This window comes from Kocuria palustris (assembly GCF_016907795.1).
GTDB lineage: Bacteria > Actinomycetota > Actinomycetes > Actinomycetales > Micrococcaceae > Kocuria > Kocuria palustris.
Genome location: NZ_JAFBCR010000001.1, coordinates 2513972 through 2536697, shown reverse-complemented (window position 1 = coordinate 2536697; position 22726 = coordinate 2513972). Strand labels below are relative to the sequence as shown.

Annotated in this window: 21 protein-coding genes and 1 pseudogene; 7 read left to right on the top strand and 15 right to left on the bottom strand. The window is 69.1% G+C overall.

Annotation, left to right across the window (positions count from 1 at the left end; genetic code table 11):
• Window positions 1-71 precede the first annotated feature (71 nt).
• Complete coding sequence (locus tag JOE55_RS11325; RefSeq protein ID WP_204782971.1) at window positions 72-1292, bottom strand: acetyl-CoA C-acetyltransferase; 1221 nt, start codon at window positions 1290-1292, stop codon at window positions 72-74.
• Between the two features lie 48 nt (window positions 1293-1340).
• Window positions 1341-3017, bottom strand: a complete 1677-nt coding sequence (locus tag JOE55_RS11320; RefSeq protein ID WP_204782970.1) for a long-chain-fatty-acid--CoA ligase — start codon at window positions 3015-3017, stop codon at window positions 1341-1343.
• 131 nt (window positions 3018-3148) lie between these two features.
• On the opposite strand from JOE55_RS11320, the gene JOE55_RS11315 reads away from it, so the two are divergent.
• Window positions 3149-3871, top strand: a complete 723-nt coding sequence (locus JOE55_RS11315) for a TetR/AcrR family transcriptional regulator (protein WP_204782969.1) — start codon at window positions 3149-3151, stop codon at window positions 3869-3871.
• A 32-nt stretch (window positions 3872-3903) separates the two neighbouring features.
• Here JOE55_RS11315 and JOE55_RS11310 read toward each other — a convergent pair whose 3' ends face one another.
• Window positions 3904-5580 (bottom strand): long-chain-fatty-acid--CoA ligase, encoded by a 1677-nt coding sequence (locus tag JOE55_RS11310; protein WP_204782968.1) that lies wholly within the window; start codon window positions 5578-5580, stop codon window positions 3904-3906.
• 169 nt (window positions 5581-5749) lie between these two features.
• Between JOE55_RS11310 and JOE55_RS11305 the strand changes: the two genes are divergently transcribed.
• Window positions 5750-6523: an enoyl-CoA hydratase gene (locus JOE55_RS11305; RefSeq protein WP_204782967.1), complete on the top strand. Its 774-nt coding sequence runs from the start codon at window positions 5750-5752 to the stop codon at window positions 6521-6523.
• Between the two features lie 114 nt (window positions 6524-6637).
• Here the strand turns inward: JOE55_RS11305 and JOE55_RS11300 are convergent, their stop codons facing one another.
• From JOE55_RS11300 to JOE55_RS11265, 8 genes are all read right to left on the bottom strand, one after another.
• Window positions 6638-7624, bottom strand: coding sequence for an Abi family protein (locus JOE55_RS11300; RefSeq protein WP_204782966.1), 987 nt, complete (start codon window positions 7622-7624; stop codon window positions 6638-6640).
• A 159-nt stretch (window positions 7625-7783) separates the two neighbouring features.
• On the bottom strand, window positions 7784-8239 hold the full coding sequence (locus JOE55_RS11295) for a pilus assembly protein TadG-related protein (protein WP_204782965.1): 456 nt from the start codon (window positions 8237-8239) through the stop codon (window positions 7784-7786).
• Window positions 8240-8250: 11 nt separating this feature from the next.
• Window positions 8251-8697, bottom strand: a complete 447-nt coding sequence (locus JOE55_RS11290; protein ID WP_204782964.1) for a hypothetical protein — start codon at window positions 8695-8697, stop codon at window positions 8251-8253.
• On the bottom strand, window positions 8678-9079 hold the full coding sequence (locus JOE55_RS11285; RefSeq protein WP_024290839.1) for a TadE/TadG family type IV pilus assembly protein: 402 nt from the start codon (window positions 9077-9079) through the stop codon (window positions 8678-8680). The genes JOE55_RS11290 and JOE55_RS11285 overlap by 20 nt, the downstream gene beginning before the upstream one ends.
• Entirely contained in the window at window positions 9072-9317 is a 246-nt protein-coding gene (locus JOE55_RS11280) for a hypothetical protein (RefSeq protein ID WP_204783314.1), read from the bottom strand. The genes JOE55_RS11285 and JOE55_RS11280 overlap by 8 nt, the downstream gene beginning before the upstream one ends.
• A gap of 41 nt (window positions 9318-9358) precedes the next feature.
• Entirely contained in the window at window positions 9359-10300 is a 942-nt protein-coding gene (locus tag JOE55_RS11275; RefSeq protein WP_204782963.1) for a type II secretion system F family protein, read from the bottom strand.
• Entirely contained in the window at window positions 10297-11160 is an 864-nt protein-coding gene (locus JOE55_RS11270) for a type II secretion system F family protein (protein ID WP_204782962.1), read from the bottom strand. The genes JOE55_RS11275 and JOE55_RS11270 overlap by 4 nt, the downstream gene beginning before the upstream one ends.
• The gene (locus JOE55_RS11265; RefSeq protein WP_204783288.1) at window positions 11157-12392 is read right to left on the bottom strand and encodes a TadA family conjugal transfer-associated ATPase; all 1236 of its coding nucleotides are present in this window, start codon (window positions 12390-12392) and stop codon (window positions 11157-11159) included. The genes JOE55_RS11270 and JOE55_RS11265 overlap by 4 nt, the downstream gene beginning before the upstream one ends.
• Before the next feature lie 712 nt (window positions 12393-13104).
• On the opposite strand from JOE55_RS11265, the gene nhaA reads away from it, so the two are divergent.
• Window positions 13105-14919, top strand: coding sequence for a Na+/H+ antiporter NhaA (nhaA, locus tag JOE55_RS11260; RefSeq protein WP_204782961.1), 1815 nt, complete (start codon window positions 13105-13107; stop codon window positions 14917-14919).
• A 32-nt stretch (window positions 14920-14951) separates the two neighbouring features.
• Here the strand turns inward: nhaA and JOE55_RS11255 are convergent.
• Both JOE55_RS11255 and JOE55_RS11250 read right to left on the bottom strand, forming a co-directional pair.
• A pseudogene (locus JOE55_RS11255) lies at window positions 14952-15328 on the bottom strand (transposase); the annotation flags it as partial.
• 163 nt (window positions 15329-15491) lie between these two features.
• Window positions 15492-16223: a TetR/AcrR family transcriptional regulator gene (locus tag JOE55_RS11250; RefSeq protein ID WP_204782960.1), complete on the bottom strand. Its 732-nt coding sequence runs from the start codon at window positions 16221-16223 to the stop codon at window positions 15492-15494.
• 87 nt (window positions 16224-16310) lie between these two features.
• Between JOE55_RS11250 and JOE55_RS11245 the strand changes: the two genes are divergently transcribed.
• Window positions 16311-18068, top strand: a complete 1758-nt coding sequence (locus JOE55_RS11245; protein ID WP_204782959.1) for an oleate hydratase — start codon at window positions 16311-16313, stop codon at window positions 18066-18068.
• 323 nt (window positions 18069-18391) lie between these two features.
• Here JOE55_RS11245 and JOE55_RS11240 read toward each other — a convergent pair whose 3' ends face one another.
• Window positions 18392-19243 (bottom strand): LuxR C-terminal-related transcriptional regulator, encoded by an 852-nt coding sequence (locus tag JOE55_RS11240; RefSeq protein ID WP_024290844.1) that lies wholly within the window; start codon window positions 19241-19243, stop codon window positions 18392-18394.
• Between the two features lie 92 nt (window positions 19244-19335).
• On the opposite strand from JOE55_RS11240, the gene hxlB reads away from it, so the two are divergent.
• From hxlB to JOE55_RS11225, 3 genes are all read left to right on the top strand, one after another.
• Window positions 19336-19908 (top strand): 6-phospho-3-hexuloisomerase, encoded by a 573-nt coding sequence (hxlB, locus tag JOE55_RS11235; RefSeq protein WP_006215287.1) that lies wholly within the window; start codon window positions 19336-19338, stop codon window positions 19906-19908.
• A 53-nt stretch (window positions 19909-19961) separates the two neighbouring features.
• The gene (gene hxlA / locus JOE55_RS11230) at window positions 19962-20585 is read left to right on the top strand and encodes a 3-hexulose-6-phosphate synthase (protein WP_024290845.1); all 624 of its coding nucleotides are present in this window, start codon (window positions 19962-19964) and stop codon (window positions 20583-20585) included.
• Between the two features lie 186 nt (window positions 20586-20771).
• Complete coding sequence (locus JOE55_RS11225; protein ID WP_204782958.1) at window positions 20772-21065, top strand: hypothetical protein; 294 nt, start codon at window positions 20772-20774, stop codon at window positions 21063-21065.
• A gap of 353 nt (window positions 21066-21418) precedes the next feature.
• Here the strand turns inward: JOE55_RS11225 and JOE55_RS11220 are convergent, their stop codons facing one another.
• Window positions 21419-22612 (bottom strand): alcohol dehydrogenase catalytic domain-containing protein, encoded by a 1194-nt coding sequence (locus JOE55_RS11220; protein WP_204782957.1) that lies wholly within the window; start codon window positions 22610-22612, stop codon window positions 21419-21421.
• Window positions 22613-22726: the final 114 nt, after the last annotated feature.

Below are 22726 nucleotides of genomic sequence, written 5' to 3'. Positions count from 1 at the left end.
CGGTGGGGGTCCCTTCGGATGGCTCATGCGAACCGGGGCTGGCTGCTGTGTGCGGGGTGCAGAAGGCGGTGTCAGATCCGCTGGACGACGGTGGCGATGCCCATGCCGCCGCCGATGCACAGGGTCGCGATCCCGTGCCCCAGGTCCCGGCGCTCGAGCTCGTCCACCAGCGTGCCCAGGATCATGGCGCCGGTGGCTCCCAGCGGGTGGCCCATGGCGATCGCGCCGCCGTTGACGTTGGTCTGCTCCTGGGACCAGCCCATGTCGCGCAGCAGCTTCAGCGGGATCGCGGCGAAGGCCTCGTTGATCTCGACCAGATCGATGTCCGAGGCGCTGAGCCCGGCGACGTCCAGGGCCTTGCGGCAGGCCGGAGTGGGCCCGGTGAGCATGATCGTGGGCTCCGAGCCCACGACGGCGGTCGAGACGATCCGCGCCCGGGGCCGCAGCCCGTGGCGCTGCCCGGCCTCCTGGCTGCCCACGAGCACCAGGGCCGCGCCGTCGACGATCCCCGACGAGCTGCCTGCGTGGTGCAGGTGCTCGACCCGCTCGATCTCGGGGTAGCGGTTGGCCGCGATGAAGTCGAAGCCGCCGGCCTCCCCCACCTTGGCGAAGGCCGGGTTGAGCTCGGCAAGCGATTCGACGGTGGCCTCCGGTCGGATGGTCTCGTCCCGGTCCAGGACCTGCAGTCCGTTCTGGTCCTTCACCGGGATCACCGACCCGGCGAAGCGGCCGTCCTCCCAAGCCCGAGCCGCGCGCTGGTGGCTCTGGACGGCGAACTCGTCGAGCTCCCTGCGCGTGAAGCCCTCGCGGGTTGCGATCAGGTCGGCGGAGATGCCCTGCGGGATGAAGTCCGTGGCGATCGCCGTGGCCGGGTCCATGGCCCACGCGCCGCCGTCGGAGGCCATGGGCACCCGGGACATCGACTCCACGCCGCCGCCGATCAGCAGCGACTCCCAGCCCGAGCGCACGCGGGCGGCAACCTGGTTCACGGCCTCCAGCCCGGAGCCGCAGAAGCGGTTGAGCTGCACGCCGGCCACTCCCTCGGGCATGCCCGCCTTGATCGCGGCGGTGCGGGCGATGTCCGCGCCCTGATCCCCCACCGGGGTCACGCAGCCCAGGACGATGTCCTCGATGCCCGCCGGGTCCATCTCCGGGTGGCGCTCGCGCAGGGAATCCAGCAGTCCGCCGAGCAGGTCGACCGGTTTGATCTCATGCAGGCTGCCGCGGGGCTTGCCCAGCCCGCGCGGGGTGCGGATGGCGTCGAAGATGAGTGCTTCGGCAGGTGCCGTCATGAAAGGGGGCCTTCCTGGGGAATGGGGGTGGTCGGGCTGCGCGGTCCGTCAGGACTCGGGCTGAAAGGCGTCGGAGTACTCGTCGCGCAGCTTCTTCTTGTTGATCTTGCCGACGGAGGTGCGGGCGATCTCGTCGATGAAGCGGATCTCATCCGGCAGCTGCCACTCGGCGAAGGCGCCGCAGAGGTGCTCGCGCACCGAGGCCTCCGTGACGTCAGAGCCCTCCGAGCGCACCACCAGAGCCAGCGGCCGCTCCTCCCACTTGGGGTGCGGGACGCCGATCACCGTGGCCTCCACGACCCCGTCGAGGGCCATCAGGCGGTTCTCCATGTCGATCGAGGAGATCCACTCGCCGCCGGACTTGATGACGTCCTTGAGCCGATCGGTGATCTTCAGGTAGCCGTGCTCGTTGAGGTAGCCGACGTCGCCGCTGCGCCAGTAGCCCTCCTCGTCGAAGCCGGCCTCCGTGGCCTCGGGATTATCGGCGTAGGAGGCGACGATCCACGGTCCGCGCAGGCGCACCTCGCCGGCCGTGCTGCCGTCGTTCGGGACCTCCTCGCCTGCGGGGTCCACGATCTTCACGTCCACGCCGGCGACCACCAGGCCCTGGTACTTGCGCATCTCCCAGGCCTCCTCCTCGGAGACCCTCGCGGCCACGGACGGCTTCATGCGGTTCATCGTCACGACGGGCGAGGTCTCCGTGGCTCCGTAGGCGTGGATCACCTCGGCGCCGGTGAGCTCATGGAAGGCCCGCATCATGGACACCGGCGGCTCGCTGGCCCCGCACAGGAAGCGCAGGTCGTCCAGGCGCGGGGGCGTGTCCATGCGCTTGAGGCTGCGCAGCATGGGCATGAGGATCGCCGGCGCCGCCGGGGCCAGCGTGACGTCCTGCTCCAGGATGGCCTCGGTGAGCATGTCCATGTCATCGAGCGTGAAGCGCCCCGGCAGCACCATCTGCGCGCCCACGGCAGTGGCCGCGAAGGGCAGGCCCCAGCACTGCACGTGGAACATGGGCGTGAGCATCATGACCTTGTCCGCGCCCGTCAGACCGCTGTTCGTGCTCACGGCCATGGCGTGCAGCCACACCGAGCGGTGGGACAGGAAGACGCCCTTGGGCCGACCCGTGGTGCCCGTGGTGTAGCAGGCCGCAGACGCCGTGGTCTCGGCCATGTTCGGGATCTGCGCCAGCGGCTGGTAGCCGGCGATCAGCTGCTCGTAGGAGGAGACTCCCGGGAAGCCGTCGAACTGCTCCAGGGAGGAGTCCGGGCCCACGACGATCCACTGGGTGACCTGCGGGATGTGCTCCTTGAGCCCCTGGGCCAGGCGCAGCAGGGTGTGATCGACGATCAGGGTCGTGGCCCCGCTGTGCCCGATCACGTACGCCAGATCCGCCGGCGCCAAGCGCATGTTCAGCTGGATCATGGTGGCGCCCACAAGCGGGATCGAGAAGTACGACTCGTAGTGCTCCAGGCTGTTCCACAGCAGCACGCCCACGCGGGAGTCCGGGCCGATGCCCATCCCCTCCAGCGCCGAGCCCATGCGCAGGACGCGGTCCCAGGTGGCGGCGTAGTCCGTGGACTGCCACTGCCCGGAGTCGTCCCGGTAGGAGATCTGCTGATCCCCGAAGCTGCGGGCCGCGTCGCGCAGCATCCGGGTGGTGGTCAGCTGCTCGTGATCGCCCATGGTGGACGGTGCTCCGTGGACCAGCGGCGGCTCTGCGGCCATGGTGGGACTCCTGTGGTCTGAATCACATCGTTGGTGCCCGCAGTCAAGCACGAGATTGCACAGTCGTGCAATACTCCGGCTCAGGACGACGGCCGCGCGGGGCGGCGCGCCTAGTCGGAGGGAGCACGGGGATGGATGCGACGACGAGCGGCGCTGCCCCGGAGCTTCCCGCCGCAGCGCAGCGCCTGCGCGCCAGTGCGCTGAGGCTCTACGCACGGCAGGGGCCGACCGGAACCGGCGTGCGGGAGATCGCCGCCGATGCAGGGGCAGCCCCCGGACTGATCCGCCATCACTTCGGCTCCAAGGCGGGACTCACCCGCGCTGTGGATGACCTGGTGCTCTCGGTCATCGCTCAGACGCTGGAGACGGCCACCGCGCAGGCTGGGCCCTCGGACACGGCAGCAGCCGTGGGGGCGGCGCGCGACGAGGCCTTCGCGCGCATGCTGCGCGAGTACCCAGAGATCGCCGGCTACCTGCGCTGGTGCCTGATCGCCCCGGTCTGGAACGACCCCACGGGGTCCGAGCCCGCAGCCCACGACGACGAGCACAGGCCTTCCGCGCGCACCCACTTCGCACGCGAGGCCGCACCCGCGGAGGACGGTCTGGCCGAGCGGCTGGTCGACTTCACCCTGAGCGAGGCCCGGCGCCTGCGCCGTGCAGGCACCAGCAGCCGGGATCTTCGGACCTCGGTGCTGTCCACGCTGCTGCGCCAGATCGGCTCCATGGTGGTCCAGCCGCTCACCGACCGGCTCTGGCAGCGGTTGGAGCCGGCGGCCGATCACGCCGCGCACGATGCCCCGGCACCGCAGGTCAGGATCGCGATGCCCTCCGAGGAGCCGACCGCGCAGGGCTGAGGCTCGCGCAGCCCCGCCCGGTGGAGCGCCCCTCAGGACTGCTCGGTGTAGGCGTCCTCGAACTCGGCCCGCAGCTTCTTCTTGTTGATCTTGCCCACCGAGGTCCGTGCGATCTCGTCCACGAAGCGGATCTCATCCGGCAGCTGCCAGGAGGCGAAGCTCGAGGACAGGTGCTCGCGCACCGACTCGTCCGTGACCGCCGAGCCCTCCGAGCGCACCACGAGCGCCAGCGGCCGCTCCTCCCACTTGGGATGCGGCACCCCGATCACGGTCGCCTCGACCACTCCGTCCAGGGCGACCACCGCGTTCTCCATGTCGATCGAGGAGATCCACTCGCCCCCGGACTTGATGACGTCCTTGAGCCTGTCGGTGATCTTCAGATAGCCGTGCTCGGTCAGGTACCCCATGTCGCCGCTGCGCCAGAAGCCGTCCTCGTCGAAGCCGTTCTCCGTGGCCTCCGGGTTGTCCGCGTAGGAGCGGGTGATCCAGGGGCCGCGGTAGCGGAACTCGCCCACGGTCTCGCCGTCCCAGGGCAGCTGCTCCCCCGCCGGATCCACGAGACGGACCTCCACGCCTGCAGGCACCAGCCCCTGGTACTTGCGCATCTGCCAGGCCTCCTCCTCGGAGACCTTGGCGGCCACGGCCGGCTTCATGCGGTTGATCGTCACGAGCGGAGAGGTCTCGGAGGCGCCGTACAGGTGCATGACCTGCGCGCCCGTGAGCTCGTGGAAGGACCGGACCATGGACACCGGGGGCTCGCTGCCGCCGCTGATGAAGCGCAGTCGATCCAAGCGCGGCGGGTCCTCGCGGCGCTTCAGGGCGCGCAGCATGGGCATGAGGATGGCCGGGGCCGCCGGGGAGAACGTGACGCCGCACTCGACGATCGAGTCGATCAGCCCGTCGACGTCATTGAGATCGAAGCGCCCGGGCAGCACCACTCGCGCCCCGACCATGGTCGCCGCGTACGGCAGGCCCCAGCACTGGACGTGGAACATGGGCGTGAGCATCATGACGCCGTCGTCCAGGGTGATCCCGGCGTTGCAGGCCATGGACGCGGCGTGCAGCCAGACAGAGCGGTGCGAGTAGTAGACGCCCTTGGGCCGGCCCGTGGTCCCGGTCGTGTAGCAGGCGCCCGAGGCGCTGCGCTCGGACATGTCCGGGATGTCCGCGAGCGGCTCGGATCCCGCCACGAGCTGCTCGTACGTGTCGCCGTCGGCGATCTCCTCCCACCCCTCCTCCAGCTCGTCGTAGGAGGCGACGATCCAGCGGATGGCCTCGGAGACATGGCGGCGCAGCGTGCGGGCCAGATCCAGCAGGGAGTGATCGATCACGATCACGGACACGCCGCTGTGCTCGATCACGTAGGCCAGATCCGCCGGGGCCAGGCGCAGGTTGAGCTGGACCATGGTGGCCCCGGTCAGCGGCACGGAGTAGTAGGACTCGAAGTGGTGCAGCCCGTTCCACAGCAGCAGGCCCACCTTGGAGCCGGGACCCATGCCCATCCCGCTCAGCGCCGAGCCCATGCGCAGGACGCGGTCCCAGGTGGCGGCGTAGTCGGTGCGCTGCCAGGCGCCGTCGTCCGTGCGGTACAGGATCTCCTGGTCGCCGAAGCTGCGCGCGGCATCGCGCAGCAGGCGCGTGGTGGTCAGCTGCTCGTCGTCGCCCATGGTCGACGGCGTTCCCATGATGTGCCCGCCCTGCGATGGCATGGTCTCCCACTTCCTCTGTGATCCAGATCATGTCCTGATGCTCCGCTCAGTAGATCACAGCTCGCCGACGGCACAGGCACGGCCTGGACCCCGCCCCGACGACCCATGGCATAGTGGCGCGCATCACTGCGCGGCGTCGTCGTGCACCATCCGGCGGGAGGACACTCACATGGCCCAGAGCATCAGCGTCAGCCTTCAGGACCGCGTCCTCACCGTGACGCTCGATCGGGCGGACAAGCGCAATGCGCTGACCCACGAGATGTACACCGGGCTGACTGAGGCTCTCGAGCGCGCCGATGCGGATCCCGACGTGCGCGTGGTCGTCCTGCGCGCCGAGGGCGGGCTGTTCACCGCCGGCAACGACCTGGCGGACTTCGCGGATCTCGCCGGCGACGACCGCCCGGCCGAGCAGTGGCCTGTCACCCAGTTCCTGCGAGCGCTGATCTCCTGCGGCGCCCCCGTGATCGCCGCGGTCCAAGGCCGTGCCGTGGGCGTGGGGACCACGATGCTGCTGCACTGCGATCTGGTGGTGCTGGCCGACGACGCCTCGCTGACCGTCCCGTTCGTCGATCTGGCGCTGGTGCCGGAGGCGTGCTCGACCCTGCTGCTGCCGCAGCGCATCGGCCACGCCCGAGCCTTCGCGATGTTCGCCCTGGGGCAGCCGATGGACGCCCAGGAGGCCCTGTCCACGGGGATCGCCACCTCCGTGGTCGGCACCGATCAGCTCGACGACGAGGCCCGCCGCCTGGCCGCAGAGCTGCTCGCGCGCCCCGCCACGTCGCTGGCCGAGACCAAGGCCCTGATGCGCGATGTCCCCGCGCTGCTGGAGCACATGCAGCGCGAGATCGAGGTCTTCGCCGACCGCCTGCGCAGCCCCGAGTCAGCGGAAGCGCTGGCTGCCTTCCGGGAGAAGCGACGGCCGGACTTCGCGCAGTTCGAGTGAGGCCGACACGCTCAGGATCACGGGGGCGTGCGTCAGCTGTTGAGTCCGGGGCGGTACCCCAATGCGACGTGCACGAACAACTCTGAGCGATGGATCTGCCGAGGTCGAATGCGATCAGGATCGCCAGAGGTCCAGCGATTCCCACGCCTGAGGGGCGCCGAGCGATTCGACGCTCAGACAGTCAGAAGCCGGAAAGCTCTGCAGCAGGTCAGCCAGCCTTTCTGCCCAGTCGGAGTAGGGATCGATGACAGAGAGCAGATAGGCGATGACCGCCAAGACGCTGTACGTCCCGAAGACACGATTGGCATCCTCCGATTCGCGGAGGTGGTCCAGCACGGGAATCTGCCCGATCCCAGGGCGGCCCGGAGCGTTCTGCAGCTTGCGGTTGAACAGCCGGGCGTGGTGAGCCGACACGTTCCGCACGTAGTTGAGGCTGCCCAGCCAGCTCGTCATCAGCTTCTTCGTCGGCACTCCGAAAGCATGCGCGATCTCTTCCGCATCGGCCTGATTGAGACCCCGGTACAAGGTCGACAGGTGGCCGAGCTCCATGATCTCTGTCAGGGCCCAGATCGGCATGCGACCGTCGTAGGCATCGTGGAAGTGCTGAACGAATTGCTCATCAGACTTCTGCTGGCGCTCCCTGACCCGCGTGACCCATTGCTCATGCTTGCTCGTCGAGCGACTCCCGTCTTCTGCCAGCTCACTGGTGAATGACGATGTGAAGTTGGTCGGATCCTCATGAGTGAAAGGAGACCTCCGTCCGAGGACATATCCCGTACGCATACGAAAGGCGACCTCCACCCGTTCCAGCCCATCGAGGGCGAGCATCCTCAGGTGACGGTCGAAGACGATGATCTCTTCGGCGTGGGTCAGGTGCGTACCGGGTCGATAGTCGCTGAGGACTCGGATCCGACGCCTGCCGGTCTCGTCGTCGAACGGCTCCGAGACTCGGAACGGGTACAGATACCCAGTGAGTCTGTAGTAGCCGATGGACGAGAGGACCTGAGCCGCACGGGCGTCGTCGTCGATCACCAGACCATGCGACCTGAGGCGACTGATCTGGTCCTCGACCGACAGCCATGGCTTGTCATAAGCGACCATGGGCCCTCTCCCAGGAAGAAAATCAGCCCGCGCCTTTCGGCAACGGGCTGATCATGATGGTGGCAGTTTAGCACCGTCCTGCGAAGCAGTCGTGCTCTGGCGTCACGCTTTGCTGTCCTGCTGGCGTTCGTCCGGCTCCACACCTGCGTGTTCCCCCATTCACCGACTGAACTCGGCCCTGGCCTCCCCGCTGGCTTCGACGGGAACGCCTGCCGGGATGAACCACGCGACCACCGGCGGGCGAGCCACCGCGGTCAGATGCACCCGGGCGGTGCGACCGTCGGCGGAGCCCGTTCCCGATCCGACCGCGAGGCTGTCCAGGTCATGCTCGGCATCGACCGTCACCAGGTAGGACGTCGCTGCACCGGAGACGGAGGCGTCATCGAGCACCGCGGTGGGGGCCGATCCCGCTCCCTCGGTGCCCTGCAGCTCGGTGAAGGTGTCGGCGGCCGCGAGCGCGGCGTGGTCGGCGTGCGCCTGCAGCTTCCGCTCGGCCAGCTGCACGGAGGTCACCGCCATCACCACGATCACCGCCATCAGCAGGATGAGCATCATCCCGATCACCAGGATCGAGATCTGTCCGTCGTCCTCCTCCCCTGGGTGACCCGGCTGCATCTCCTCTGGCCTCATGAGTACCGCCCGACCACGACTGTCGAGGAGTGCTCCATCTGGACGATCTCGGCCGTGCCCACGAACGGAATCCGGGGCAGTCGCACGGTGGCCACGGCAGTGACCGTGGCCGTGGCACCGGCCTCCTCGCACGTCCCGTCGGAGCAGGTCACCGAGACCTCGATCTCGCCGTCGTCGAAGCCCTGATCCGCAGCCGGAAGCGCCGCGGCGGACTGGACCTGCCCCGTCGAGACTTCACCGGCAGGCTGGGAGGCCAGCACCTGCGCGCCCTGCTGGGCAGCCGCCACGGCGGCGAAGGCCGCGGCCTGCGCCTGGGCCAGGACGCCCACGAAGATCAGGATCGGAACCAGCAGGACCACACCCACGAGCAGGAACTCGACGACGGCCGAGCCCTCGTCGTCCTCGTGCCCGGAGCGTGCAGCCTCAGGACCAGTCGACGGCATGGCCGCTCACCTCGATCGCCCCGGGTGGCCCGAAGGGACCGACGATCGGCAGCGGCGCGACCACTCGGACCTCGAGCGTGGGAGTTCCCTGCACCTCGGCGGGCACCGCGGTGACATCGCCGGCGAATCGCGCGCCCACTGAGCCGGTGATCAGCTCGCGCGTGCGCTCCTGCGCATCGGCGGGACCGCGGTCCGCCAGCGTCCCGTAGCGCGCCCCGTGGGAGGCCGCATCGATCAGCACGTTGCGCACGTGCAGGGCGAAGACGAGCTGCAGCGTGAGAGCGAAGAGGATCGCGCTGAGCCCGGCGACCATGGCCCACTCGGCGACCACGGAGCCGTCGTCCCCCTCCCTCTGCGGGCCGCGAGTCGCAGGCTCAGCCACCGGTCACCCGGGAGATGGCGTCATTGAACAGGCCCTCCAGGGCAGGCTGTGCGATCAGCAGGAGTCCGGCCACCAGCACCGCCGACATGAGAGTCAGCATGACCCAGCCGGGGACGTCCCCGCGGTCGGGATCATCGAGCGGCCGGAGAGCCGCCGGCTCAACTGGTCTGTGCGCATGGACAGCCGCAGCGGGGACATCGGTGACGGCGTCGGGAAGGGAGTAGTGCTCGCGGTTCATGGTGCTGCCTTTCGGGAGAGGGTGACGCGGATGGGAAGTCATCACAGATCGAGCTGCAGGACGGCGATGCCGGGGAACACCGCGAAGAGCACGGACAGCGGGAGCACCATGAACACGAGGGGCACCATCATGGCGATCTCCTTGCGCCCGGCCATCTCCATGAGCTCGCGCTTGTCCTGGTCGCGGACGTCCTGGGCCTGTGAGCGCAGGACCTCGGCGAGCGGCGTGCCGCGCTCCATGGCCACGGCGATGCCCGCGACGAAGCGGGAGATGTGCGTGACCTCGACCCGGTCGGCGAACTCCTGCAGCGACTCGGTCAGCGGGATACCGGAGCGGGTGCGATCGAGCACGGAGCGGAACTGCTCTGCCAGCACTCCATCGGCGATCCGGCTCACGCGCTCGAGGGCGCCCAGGGTGGACTCGCCTGCGCCGACGGACAGGGCCAGAAGCTCGGCGATCGCGGGGAACTCGGCGAGCATGCGGGTCTCGCGGCCGGAGATCCGGTTCCCGAGCCACCAGCTGCGGGCCCAGGCCCCGCTGAGCGCACCGCCGATGAGCAGCAGCAGGACCGCAGGCCCCGGCGCACCGAGTCGCAGGACAGCCGCCGCGCCCCAGACGCCGCCGATGACCGCACCGGCCAAGGCGCAGAGGACCTGCTCCGTCCGGTAGTCGGCGAGGCTGCGGCCCGCCCCCTCGCGCTCCAGCCTGCGCAGGAGCTGACGCTGGGCATCCCCGCCGAGGCGCCGCCCCAGCCCCAGTCCTACCGGAGAGGCCAGTGCCATGCCGATGGCCAGCAGTCCGCGCTGGTCGCGGGTGCGCACGTGCTCGGCATGGCGCACCGCTGGATCCGTGGCGCGCATCTGCATCACCACTCGACGCGTGAAGCGACGACGGGAGCTGGACGGCGCGGGCACGAGCATCAGCCACAGCCCGAGCCCCAGCACGGTGCCGATGATCAGCGGGATGGCGAAAGGCAGGCTCATTGGAGCACCCGCTCCGGTTCGGGCAGAGCACCGAGGCGCAGCATGAGGCGATAGGCGATCGCGGAGATCGCCAGACCGCCGAGCAGCACGACCGCGCCAGCCGGGCTGTCATAGGCGCTCACGGCCGCCGGCTGGCTGGCCATGAGCAGCAGGATGAGCCAGGGCGCGGCCACGGACAGCCGCGCCGCATTGACCGTCCACGACTGCCGGGCCTCCAGCTCGCTGCGGGTCCGCGAGTTCTCGCGCAGGAACTCGGAGAGCGTGCCGAGCAGCCGACCCAGGTCCGTGCCGCCCACCTCCCGGGTGACGCGCAGGGATTCGATGATGTTGTCGGCCACCGGATCGGCGAGCTCCTCCTTGAGGGCGTCCAGCGCCGGGAGGAACTGCCCAGTGGCCCGGTAGTCGCCGGCGAAGCGCTCGAAGGCCGGCTGCACGATCTCCGGGCCCCGGTGCTGCAGCTGGGCCAGGGCCTCGGGCAGCGAGAGCCCCGCGCGGATCGCCGAGTGCAGCATGTCCACCACGTCCGGCCACACGGTGCGCAGCTGGTGCGAGCGACGGCGCATGCGCCGCCCCAGCAGGGACCACGGGACGAACAGCGACACGATGCCCGCGCACAGGCCGAACACCGCACCCCCGGACACGGCCCACACGATCACCGCGGCCAGGGCCGCCACGACGACGGACAGCAGCACGAACGAGCCGGGGCGCACCGCATGCATCCCGGCACGATCCAGGCGCCGGCGCAGAAGTCCCTCACGACGCCGTCGCTGCGCACGCGGCGTGACCTGGGTCCAGAACGACCACCAGATCAGGCACAGTCCGGCCCCGAGCAGCAGCCCGAGCAGGACACCGGTGATCATCGTCCCGACCCGTCGTCACGGCTGCGGCCCAGGCACTCGCGCACCTGCTCGGTGGAGATGCCCGCAAGAGCGAACTTCCCCGGGGCCGGAACCTCGGCACCGGCTGCGACCAGATCGCCGCCGACCCGATGGAACAGAGTCGACGTCTCGATGATCCCGTTCTCGACCCGGGTGCCGACGGCCAGGATCTCCTCCACCTCTCGGTGCCCGTCGGGGCGACGACGGCAGTGGACCACCAGATCGAAGCACGCGGCCACGGTGGGCACCACGAACGCCGAGGAGATGTTCTCGCCCGCGAGCAGCGGCAGGGTGCAGATCTTGGTGACGGCGTCCCGGGCCGAGTTCGCATGCAGGCTGGCCATCCCCGGGAGGCCGGCGTTCAGCGCGATGAGCATGTCCAGGGACTCGGCCTCGCGGACCTCCCCCACGATCAGCCGATCAGGTCGCATCCGAAGTGCCTCCTTCACGAGCCGGCGCATGGGGATCTCGCCGGTGCCCTCGAGGTTCGCCTGCCGGCACTGCATCCCGACCACGTCGCGCAGCGGGATCTGCAGCTCGAAGATCTCCTCGACCGTGACCACGCGCTGCCGCGGGTCGATCTGCGCGCACAGGCAGTTGAGCATGGTGGTCTTGCCCGCCTGCGTGGCTCCGGAGACCAGGATGTTCAGCCCCGCCCGCGTGGCCTCCGAGAGGAACGTCCCCGCCTCCGGGCTCATGGAGCCCAGTCGGACCATGTCCGCGATCCGTCGTGCCGCCACCACGAACTTGCGGATGTTCACCGACCAGTGCTCACGGGTGACATCCGGAATGACCACGTGCAGGCGCGAGCCGTCGGGAAGGGAGGCGTCCACGAACGGCGAGCTGAGATCCAGGCGTCGGCCGGAGCGTCGCAGCATCCGCTCCACCAGTTGCCGGACCTCCTCCGGCTCCACGTGCAGCCCCGTCAGCTCGGACTCTCCGCTGCGGGCCACGAACACCTCATCGGGGCCGTTGATCCACACTTCCTCGATCGAGTCGTCGTCGAGCAGCGGCTGCAGCACCCCGAAGCCGGCGACAGCGTCCAGGATCCGATGGCGGACCTCCTCCAGGTCCTCGAACGACGCGGAGCCCGTGCGCGCCGAGATCTGATCGTGCTCATTCAGGACGGCGTCGACGATCGAGGCCACCTCGGTGGGCGCATCGAACGGATCCAGACCCCGACGACGCACCTGCTCGCGGACCTCGGCGATCACCCGTGAGCTGAGCTGCGACTCCTCGACCTGTCCGGCTCGACGACGCCCACGCACCGCAGACACGCCCCGTGGGCGCGTCTGCCCCTGCAGCACTGCAGCCATCACGGACCCCCATCCGCTCGACAACCCCGATTGCCGAGGAATCTAGAGCTCAGGGGGCAGGCGGTACATGGACCTTGGTCCAGGGTGTGGATAACACTTCTCCGACCTGGGGGAACACACCCGTGCAAGCCGGGAAGTGACCGCAAAGTAGCGACGCAGAATGATCATTCGTGCAGTTTTGACCCGCTTAACGCATCCGCTGATCCTCTCAGGGGGCCCTCCCTTCGACGTCGCTGCCGACCCTTTTGCTTCCTCGCAGGCTGCGACCTTCCCCGCGACCGGTCGAAGATTCACTGCAAGGGCGTTGGAGCGGTGGAGAGACGCTCGGTCATAGTGACGGACGGGAAGAATCGGCCTCTCGCGATGGGACAGGGCGGGATGTCGATCGTGTGTCGTCATCTCGGGGAACACTGAGTGGCACGTCAGGTGAGGAGGGACTGCCGCATGGATAGGTCAGGTCATCTTGACCTGACCTGATCGTGCGGCAGTCCCTATCGACGGCTCTTCGAGCGCTGACGTTGCGTGCCATCCTCCCGTCCCGCGGCACCGCTAGCCAGCATGTTCAGGCAGAATCTAGCTGTGTCTCACTCAAGCTCATCCCCCCCGGGGCATGGTCGGAAGACTCCGCACGGAGTCGGGATCGGCCATGCTGCTCATCATTGTCACGGCCTTCGCTCTCCTCTGGGCGAACTCGCCGCTGTCCTCTTCCTACTTCGAGTTGTGGCACCAGAGCGTAGGGATCGACGTCGGCCCGTTCGGGTTGCACCTGGATCTGCACCACTGGATCAACGACGGGCTCATGGTCGTGTTCTTCTTCGTCGTGGGTCTCGAGGTGCGCCAGGAGTTTGCGTATGGGGCCCTGCGGGACAGCAGTCGCGCACGCCTGGCAGCGATCGCCGGTGTCGCGGGCGTGGCGTTGCCCGCGCTGGTGTATGTCCTGGTCGTCGGAGCGTCCGGTGGTGAGGGGCTTCGCGGGTGGGGGGCGGTCGTCGGAACGGACACGGCGTTCATGCTCGGTGCTCTCGCGATCGTCGGCCCCCGGCTTTCCGGGCAGCTTCGCGTCTTCCTTCTGACTCTCACGGTGGTCGACGACTTCCTTGCGGTGTCGATCATCGGGGTGTTCTACAGCGAGGAGATCCGGCCCGTCCCGCTGCTGGTCGCTCTCGGCTGCCTCGTCGCCCTGTGGCTGCTGGGCCGTTCCCGGCAGTGGAGTGCTGCTCCGTATGTGGGGATCGTCATCGTGCTGTGGCTGGCGACTCTGTCCTCCGGCATCCACGCCTCGCTGACGGGCATGATCGCCGGCCTTCTGATCCCCGCCTACCCGACGCAACGGCACGAGGTGGTCGCCGCCCGGCAGCTGTTCCGCGACTTCTGGCAATCCCCGAGCGCTTCCTCGGCGCGTGCCGTCGGACGGGGGCTGTCCAAGGGCGTGTCGGTCAACGAGCGGTTGCACGAGTACCTCCGTCTCCCCACGGCGTTGCTGGTCGTGCCGATCTTCGCTCTGGCCAATGCCGGGGTCGACCTGGGCGGCGGGGTGGTGGCCGACTCGCTGGGCTCGCCTGTGACGTGGGGCGTCATCGCGGGGCTCGTGCTCGGCAAGCTCCTCGGAATCGGGATCGCGACGCTCCTCGCCGTTCGGATGGGCGCAGGCCGACTGCCGGAGGGAGTCGGAATGGGCAGCGTGTTCGGCGGGGCAGCACTTTCGGGCATCGGTTTCACCGTGTCGCTGCTGGTCATCAGCCTCGCTTTCGACTCCTCCTCTGATCTGGGGCGCCAGGCGACGCTGGGCGTGCTCGTGGCGATGGTGCTCGCTACTGTTCTGGGCTGGTCGATCTTCAAGGTCGCGGCCCGTCGGTGGGGAGAGGAGACGGCGGATCTCCCGATGACGCTCGACTCCCCGGTGGACCCCGAGGTGGATCACATCCGCGGACCGGAGGACGCCCGGCTCACCCTCGTGGAGTTCGTGGACTTCGAGTGCCCGTACTGCGCGCACGCCACTGGCTCCTGGGAAGACCTGCACGGGCGCTTCGGTGACGATCTGCGCTACGTCGTGCGGCATCTGCCTCACCATCCGCACGGCCCCCTCGCCGCACGGGCCGCCGAGGCGGCCGCGAAGCAGGAGATGTTCTGGCCGTGGCTCGACTTCGTCTTCACTCGGCAGAACGCGCTGGAGAGGGAGGATCTCATCGGCTACGCGGCTGAGCTGGGCCTCGATGTCGAGGCGTTCATCGAGGATCTCGACAGCGACGAGGTTGCTGCGAGGGTGCAGCGGGACATCGCGAGCGCGGAGGCGAGCGGCGCCAAGATGACCCCGACGTTCTTCATCGATGGTTGTCGGATGGTGGGCAGCTATGACGCGCGCTCACTGACCGAGATGCTGGAATCCAGCCGTCGCGGGAGCCGCACCCAGGCGGCGAAGGCCTGAGGCCGATCCGCGAACCCGGAACACGGTGGGACGCGGGCGACCCTGCCGGCGAGGAACCCGTTCCACGCAGCTCCGGTCTCGCTGGTCGCAACCCGCATGCCGAGCACTTCGCGGTGCCCGTCCCCGTTCATGCCTATCGCGAGGGGGACGACGGCGAGATCACGCCCCCGCCCTCCCGGACTTTCGGCGCCAGCGCGTCGGCGCGTGGGCAGAGTCCTCCGGTGGGTGCAGACCCCGGCGAGATAGCAGTCCGCGACGACCGGGATCAGGGCTGCTCCGGCGCGCTTACACCGCTCGACCAGCCACGGGGGAGGCAGGGGCCCGGGCGGAGATGGGGGACGGCCACGCCGATCGTGCCGATGAGAGCGTGGAGGTCGCTGAGGTAGCAGCCGTCGCGCTCCACCGCTTTCGGAGTCTCCTCTCATCGAGACCCCGAGAACCCGCTGGGCTCCTTCTGGAAAGCCCGGCGCACCGCCTCGCGGCGGTACACGCGCCCTGCACGTCACACAGAGGGCGTGCTCGTCAAAGCATCGGTCCCCGTGATGGCGGTGTCGATGGGGACGGCTTGCCTGTCACCGCGAGGCGATCGCCCCTGCCACCACGAGATCGATGAGCCGACGCAGAGCCGCATCGACGTTCTCGCTCTCATTGCGCCCCTGCCGGGAGCGGTTGAGCTCGGCCAGCACCCCGGTGACGATGAGCCGGGCGGCGGTTGCCTCGACCGCTCCGGGGGCCCCGCCGGCAGCTCCGGCCGCGCCGTCCTGCGTCACTCCGACCGCACCTGACGCGTGGGCCCGACTGTCCTGCAAGCGCGAGGCGATCTGCTCCTCGAGGCTCTCGACATGGTCGAGGACCCGCCGGCGGTGCGGCATCTCTGCACCGAAGAGGATCTCGCGGGCGACCCATGTCGCGGGCTCGGGCCAGCGGCACATCGCGGCGACGAGCGGCGAGATGAGCGCCGCGATCTGGTCCGCGATCTCCCCTGCCGGCGGTGGTGTATCGGACCCGCCGGGCGCGGCGAACGCAGAGAGCGGAGGACTGGCCGTCGCGCGCTCGTGGGCTCCCCAGAGCGCATCGACGACCATCATGAGCAGCTCCGTCTTCGTCGCGGCGTACTGGAAGACGGTCCCCTCGGCCACATCCGCCGCGCGCGCGACCTCGCTCATCGAGGTCCGCTGGAATCCGCCCTCCTCGAACAGCGCGCGCGCCGCGGCGAGGATGCGGGCGTGCTTCTCCGCCTTCGCCCGCTCGCGCCTGCCCAGCGTCGCCGACAGCCCCAGCCCCGTGCCATTCCGAGTTTCCATACAACCATTGTAGTCGACTCAATCTTGAGTACGCTCAAAATGCAGGCCGGGTGATCGGCATCCGGCACGCGTCGGGAAGGATGGACCATGCAGCACACAGCAGGTAACTACGAGGCGTTCGCGCGTCCCCGCCCCGCACAGCACGCCCAGGAGACGAAGGCCTACATCGTCGGCAGCGGGCTGGCCGGGCTCGCGGCTGCCGTCTTCCTGATCCGCGACGCCGGGGTCCCCGGTGCCAACGTCACGATCCTCGAGAAGGGCGACGTCGCCGGCGGTGCGCTCGACGGCCTTGACGTGCCGGACAAGGGCTTCGTCATCCGCGGCGGCCGGGAGCTGGAGGACCACATGGAGTGCCTGTGGGACATGATGCGCTCCATCCCCTCCCTCGAGCTCGAGGACGCCTCCGTGCTCGACGAGTTCTACTGGCTCAACAAGGACGACCCCAACTACTCGCTGCGCCGGGCCACCGTGCGTCAGGGCGAGGACGCGGGCCACGAGGGCCGCTTCAGCCTGCCGAAGCGGGCGCAGAAGGACCTGCTCAGGGTCTTTCTCGCCGAGCGCGCGGAGATGGAGGGCAAGCGCATCGACGAGGTGATGGGCCGTGAGTTCCTCGACTCGCCGTTCTGGATGTACTGGCGGACGATGTTCGCCTTCGAGGAGTGGCACTCCGCGCTCGAGTTCAAGCTCTATCTCCACAGGTTCGTCCACCACATCGGCGGACTGCCCGATTTCACGGCGCTGAAATTCACGAAGTACAACCAGTACGAGTCCTTCGTCCTGCCGCTCATGCACTACCTCACCGAACACGGCGTCGTCTTCCAGTCCGGCACCGAGGTCCTCGATGTGGACTTCGCCCACCGCAACGGCGAGATCCGCGCCACCGCGATCCACTGCCGCCGCGACGGCGCCGAGGAGACCATCGAGCTCGGTGAGCACGACCTCGCGCTGATGACGATCGGATCGCTCGTGGACAACTCCGCTGACGGTGACCACCACACCCCCGCTGTGCTCCATGAGGGCCCGGCCCCGGCCTGGGACCTGTGGAAGCGCATCGCGAAGAAGGACCCGTCGTTCGGGCGCCCGGAGGTCTTCTGCTCCTCGATCGAGGAGACGAAGTGGGAATCGGCCACGGTCACGACGCTCGATCAGCGCATCCCGGCCTACATCGAGCGCATCGCCCAGCGCGATCCGTTCAGCGGCCGCGTGGTCACCGGCGGCATCGTCACCGCCGAGGACTCCTCCTGGCTGCTGAGCTGGACGGTCAATCGCCAGCCGCACTTCAAGAAGCAGCCGAAGGATCAGATCGTCGTCTGGGTCTACGGCCTGTTCGTCGACGTCGAGGGCGACTACGTGAAGAAGCCCCTGTCGCAGTGCACCGGTGAGGAGATCACCCAGGAGTGGCTCTACCACCTGGGTGTGCCCGTGGAGGGGATCCCTGAGCTCGCGGCGACCGGCGCCCGGTGCGTGCCGGTGATGATGCCCTACGTGACGAGCTTCTTCATGCCCCGCCGCGCTGGGGATCGCCCTCGGGTCGTCCCGGAGGGTGCCGAGAACTTCGCGTTCCTCGGGCAGTTCGCGGAGACCGGCCGCGACACGATCTTCACCACCGAGTACTCGGTGCGCACCGGCATGGAGGCCGTCTACGAGCTCCTCGACGTGGAGCGCGGCGTGCCGGAGACCTGGGGCTCCACGTACGACGTGCGCGACCTCCTCGAGGCCTCGGCGCGCATGCGCGACGGCAAGAAGGTGGAGATCCCCGGCCCAGCCGCGCTGCGCAGCTACCTGCGTGACCGGCTCGAGCACGGAGAGATCGGTCAGCTCCTCGAGGAGCACGGCCTGATCTGAGCCTCGTGCCCGCCCACCCGGAGTGCGCCTCGGCCCGCCCCGAGGCGCGCCCAGGGGTTGGTCGGCAGAATGTCGGTGCCGCGTGCTCAAGGCCTGAGAAGGGGGACCGCCGCAAGGATAGGTGACTCTTCTGGCGTGGCCGATGGGCGGCCCAGAAGGATGCGCACCATGTCCGCTGGTGGTCACCATCGCTCGACAGCCCGGACCCACGCCCATGCTGCGGGTACGCCGCCGCTCGCAGTGCTGGCCGACCGGTGATGGTGGGATCTTCCGCGCCGGGTGCCAGGTCGGGGCACCGCAGTCACCGTCCGGACCGAGGCCCGCTATCGAGTCCGGGAGCTCGGATGGTGCGCATCATGGGAGTGAGTGATGCTTGCGAGCTCGGCGCGCGTGCGGGCGCCGTATTTCCGCAGCAAGTTGGCCACGTGGTACTTCACGGTGTTCGCCGTGATCCCGAGCTGGTCGCCGATGCGCTGGTTCGAGATCCCGGTCGCGACCAGGCGCAGCACCTGCTTCTCGCGATCGGTGAGCTCCTCGGCGCCCTCCACGGTGAGCGCTGCGCTGGGTGGGTCCAGCGGGATCTCGATCCGCAGCGTCGTCCCCCAGCCCGGGGTCGTCTCCACGTCCATGGTTCCGTCGAGCGCCGCCACCCGCTCCACGATCGGACGCAGTGTGTCGTTGTCCGCCGTCACCGCGGTTCCCCCGTCGTCACGGACCTCCATCAGCAGGTTGCGGCCATCGCAGTCCCAGCCGATCCGGGCGCGTGCAGCGTCCGCGCGGTCCATGAGCGAGAGCACTGCTGTGCGGGAGATGGCGCGGGCTTCCCGAGCGACCGGGCCCGGCAGCGCCCGTCCTCGCGCAGGAGGCTCGGCGAACTGGACCTGCAGTGGCCCGGAGCGGATCAGAGGACGCAGTTCGGTGCGCAGGCGCGAGAATGCCTCGGCCACCGGCTCGAGCACGCTCTCCTGCTGCGCATGGACCGAACGAGCACGGATGAGTGCGGAGGAGGCGATCTCCGTGGCCTCCCTGCGCGCGGCAGCATCCGCGAGTCGGCCGGAGCGGAGCACGGCGAGGATCGATTCGAGGGTGATCGCATGCTGATCGGCCTGCTCGGTCAGGGCACGGTCCCGCGACAGGGAGCGGGCACGTTCCAGCGGGGTCGGGAGGTCGCTCACCCCGCTACTCTAGCCCGACCTGGGAGACCTACCCGATTGAACGGGGCGCCCCGCTCATCGGGCAGCAGTGAACCGCCGCGGACCGGCCCAAGATGGTCGACATGGAAGAACGAGGCATTCAGGATTCGCTGACGCGGATCGTCAACGAGATCGAGGGGGCAGCTGCCCTTCCCGACGCGCCCGCGCTCGCGGCCGCCGTCGAGCTGACAGCGGACGCCCGGCGGGTCTTCGTCCACGGCGCTGGACGCTCCGGGCTCGCGCTGCGGATGACGGCCATGCGCCTCATGCACCTCGGACTGGAGGTCCACGTCGTCGGTGAGACGACGACCCCGGCGATCGGAGAGGGCGATCTGCTCCTGACCGCCAGCGGTTCCGGCACGACCTCGGGGGTGGTGAGCGCGGCTGAGACGGCGCGATCCGTCGGTGCCCGCGTCATCGGGATCACGACCGACCCCGAGTCACCGCTTGCTCAGCTGTCCCACGCCGTCCTGGTCATCCGTGCGGCGACGAAGACAGACCGGTCCGAGCAGCAGTCGGCCCAGTACGCCGGCAGCCTCTTCGAGCAGCTCCTCGTCCTCGTCGGCGACGCTCTCTTCGACGTCCTGTGGCAGAAGAGCGGACAGAGTGCGGATGCGCTCTGGCCCCGTCATGCCAACCTCGAATGACCTTTCTTCCCCGTTCCATCATCGACACCACCACGAGAAAGAGACACCCTGACATGCGACTGCAGTTCGCCATGGACACCCTGACCACCGAATCCGCCCTCGACCTCGCCGCGAAGGCCGCCCCCTACGTCGACATCCTCGAGCTCGGCACCCCTCTGATCAAGAGCGAGGGCCTCGCGGCGATCACGGCGGTCAAGGCCGCCCACCCCGACAAGACCGTCTTCGCCGATCTCAAGACCATGGATGCCGGCGAGCTGGAAGCTGACATCGCCTTCTCCGCCGGAGCCGATCTGGTCACCGTGCTCGGCGTCGCCGGTGACAGCACGATCGCCGGCGCGGTCGCCGCGGCGACCAAGCACGGCAAGGGCGTCGTCGTCGATCTGATCGGCGTGTCCGACAAGGCCGCACGGGCCCGAGAGGTCGTCGCCCTCGGCGCCGTCTTCGTGGAGATGCACGCCGGCCTCGACGAGCAGGCGGAGGACGGCTACAGCCTCGACGCCCTGCTCTCCGCCGGCAAGGCCGCCGAGGTCCCGTTCTCCGTCGCCGGCGGCGTCAGTGCGGACTCTGTCGAGGCCGTCCAGCAGGCGGGAGCAGACGTGGCCGTCGCGGGCAGCGCCATCTACAGCGCATCGGACGTCGCCGCCGCGGCCGCCGCCATCCGCTCCGCCATCCGGTGACCACCGCCCACCGCATCCCGTGGTGAGGGGGCAGGTGACGGCACGCCCGGACCCTGTCCCCTCCCACCGGATGCGGTGGACTGATGCCGCAGACGATCCCCGCGTGGCGCAGAGCGCCACGCGACCCTCCTCCCCGCAGGACGTGCCCGGCATCGGCGCCGGTCGGAGGTCCGCTCGATCCCGGCGATGGCTGCTGTCATGACGCGCATACGCCGGACTCCCCGCAACGGCTCGATCGACAGCAGCGGACTCCGGCTCATCGACCGCCGTCCGGGCCTCGGAGCACACGATCTCGCCGAGCTCCCGGCGCGGGCGGCGACGGTGCTCTCGCAGAAGCGCTCGATCCGCGTCATGATGATCGTGACGTTCTGGACGGCGCGGTGGCACGTCCCGACGGCCCCGCCATGGGCGATGTCGCTGCAGCCGCGTCAAACCTTCTCAGTGCCGGTCCCCTCGGTGGACCGGCACTCGTCCGCGTGACACCCCCCCCCGCTGGAGCTCCCCGCCAGGACCGGCGCCGGGTGACACCGGTCCCTCCGCGGCGTGCGCGCGCCGGCGGCCCTGGCACCAGTGATCGTCCCCCCTCGCCCCGCGAGGCGATCCGGAGCGGGAGGTGAGGGGCGTCAGGAGCGTCGCAGCGACCTGCCCCGTCTCCCCCGATCACGCCCCTGCGCACTCGTCACCACCGCTGAGCTCCGGCATGCCGGCCCCACCGGCGCCAGGCCCGCCCCGGGCATCGTCCAGGACCGGATCGTCGAAGGATCCGTGCAAAGAACCGGCCCGCGACCGCCGCTGGAGCGACGATCGCGGGCCGGGTGTATGACATCCCTGAATCAGGCGGGGATCATGCCATGCGGGTCGATGATGAACTTCTCCGAGGCACCGGCGTCGAACGTCGCGTAGGCGTCGGGGGCCTCGTCGAGGCTGATGACCTTGGTGTTGAGCATGTCGCTGAGGTAGGGCATGCGGTCCCACAGGATCGACATCATCAGCTCACGGTTGTAGTGCATGATCGGGGCCTGGCCGCCGGAGATCCGAGGCGACTTGATCCACGCCTTGCCGAAGTCGAGCGAGAAGGTGCCCTCCTGCTCGGCCTTGGAGGAGGCCAACGGGTCGGGACCGTAGACGCCGACGATGCCGGTGGCACCGCCTGCGCGGGTGGCGTCCATGACCTGGTTGATGGCGTGGGCCGGGTTCATGTCCTCGGCCTCGCGGCCGATCCCGTGGGCTTCGTTGCCGACGTAGTCGACGGCGCAGTCCACCATGGGTTCGCCGAGGATGGCCTCGATCTGATCGGTCAGCGGCACGTCCTGGTTGAGATCGATGGTCTCGCAGCCGTTGTTCTTCATCAGCTCCAGCCGGTCCTGATGGTAGTCACCGACGATGATGCAGGAAGCGCCCAGGAGACGGGCCGCCGCGGCGCCGCAGCGTCCCACAGGTCCGGCGCCGGCGATGTAGACGGTCGAGCCGGGCTTCGCCCCGGCCTCCATGAGGCCGTGGAACGCGGTGGGCAGGATGTCCGAGAGAAGGGCGAGGTCACGGATCTTCTCCATGGCCTGGTCCTTGTCCGGGAAGCGGAGCAGCTGGAAGTCGGCGTAGGGGACGAACATGTACTCCGCCTGTCCGCCCTGGAAATCACCCAGGTTGAACCCGTAGGCGCCGCAGGACACGTCGGGGTTCACGGTCTCGCACACCTCGGTGTGGCGGGCGCGGCAGTTGCGGCATCGGCCGCAGGCGACGTTGAAGGGGACCGAGACCAGGTCGCCCTCGGAGAGGAACTCGACGTCGGAGCCGACCTCGACGACCTCGCCGGTCATCTCGTGCCCCATCACCATGCCCTGGGGTACGGGGAAGGAACCGCGGTAGATGTGCAGGTCGGAACCGCAGATGTTGGTGGCGACGATCTTGAGGATGACGCCGTGCGGGGCGCTCTTGCCGTTCGGCATCTCGAGCTTCGGGAAGTCGAGGGTCTCGACGCGCATGTCCTTGACGTTCTGGAAAACGACGGCGCGGTTGCTGCTTGCCATGACGATCTCCTCCAGTTGTGGATGGCCCCGTCGCGGAAGTGCCACGGTCATGTGGATGCCCGTCGCCCGCGACCTCGGCTCTCGTCGAGCATAGCCGAGGAGGAATCTCGTCCT

What these genes read in the sequence shown, in the direction of transcription:
- hxlA (WP_024290845.1), top strand. Translation starts at nt 19,962, where the DNA reads ATGCGACTGCAGTTCGCCATGGACACCCTGACCACCGAATCCGCCCTC.
- JOE55_RS11310 (WP_204782968.1), bottom strand. Translation starts at nt 5,580, where the DNA reads ATGCCATCGCAGGGCGGGCACATCATGGGAACGCCGTCGACCATGGGC.
- JOE55_RS11270 (WP_204782962.1), bottom strand. Translation starts at nt 11,160, where the DNA reads ATGATCACCGGTGTCCTGCTCGGGCTGCTGCTCGGGGCCGGACTGTGC.
- nhaA (WP_204782961.1), top strand. Translation starts at nt 13,105, where the DNA reads ATGGTCGGAAGACTCCGCACGGAGTCGGGATCGGCCATGCTGCTCATC.
- JOE55_RS11275 (WP_204782963.1), bottom strand. Translation starts at nt 10,300, where the DNA reads ATGAGCCTGCCTTTCGCCATCCCGCTGATCATCGGCACCGTGCTGGGG.
- JOE55_RS11305 (WP_204782967.1), top strand. Translation starts at nt 5,750, where the DNA reads ATGGCCCAGAGCATCAGCGTCAGCCTTCAGGACCGCGTCCTCACCGTG.
- JOE55_RS11290 (WP_204782964.1), bottom strand. Translation starts at nt 8,697, where the DNA reads ATGCCGTCGACTGGTCCTGAGGCTGCACGCTCCGGGCACGAGGACGAC.
- JOE55_RS11245 (WP_204782959.1), top strand. Translation starts at nt 16,311, where the DNA reads ATGCAGCACACAGCAGGTAACTACGAGGCGTTCGCGCGTCCCCGCCCC.
- JOE55_RS11250 (WP_204782960.1), bottom strand. Translation starts at nt 16,223, where the DNA reads ATGGAAACTCGGAATGGCACGGGGCTGGGGCTGTCGGCGACGCTGGGC.
- JOE55_RS11220 (WP_204782957.1), bottom strand. Translation starts at nt 22,612, where the DNA reads ATGGCAAGCAGCAACCGCGCCGTCGTTTTCCAGAACGTCAAGGACATG.
- JOE55_RS11280 (WP_204783314.1), bottom strand. Translation starts at nt 9,317, where the DNA reads ATGAACCGCGAGCACTACTCCCTTCCCGACGCCGTCACCGATGTCCCC.
- JOE55_RS11295 (WP_204782965.1), bottom strand. Translation starts at nt 8,239, where the DNA reads ATGCAGCCGGGTCACCCAGGGGAGGAGGACGACGGACAGATCTCGATC.
- JOE55_RS11315 (WP_204782969.1), top strand. Translation starts at nt 3,149, where the DNA reads ATGGATGCGACGACGAGCGGCGCTGCCCCGGAGCTTCCCGCCGCAGCG.
- JOE55_RS11325 (WP_204782971.1), bottom strand. Translation starts at nt 1,292, where the DNA reads ATGACGGCACCTGCCGAAGCACTCATCTTCGACGCCATCCGCACCCCG.
- JOE55_RS11300 (WP_204782966.1), bottom strand. Translation starts at nt 7,624, where the DNA reads ATGGTCGCTTATGACAAGCCATGGCTGTCGGTCGAGGACCAGATCAGT.
- JOE55_RS11320 (WP_204782970.1), bottom strand. Translation starts at nt 3,017, where the DNA reads ATGGCCGCAGAGCCGCCGCTGGTCCACGGAGCACCGTCCACCATGGGC.
- hxlB (WP_006215287.1), top strand. Translation starts at nt 19,336, where the DNA reads ATGGTCGACATGGAAGAACGAGGCATTCAGGATTCGCTGACGCGGATC.
- JOE55_RS11225 (WP_204782958.1), top strand. Translation starts at nt 20,772, where the DNA reads ATGGCTGCTGTCATGACGCGCATACGCCGGACTCCCCGCAACGGCTCG.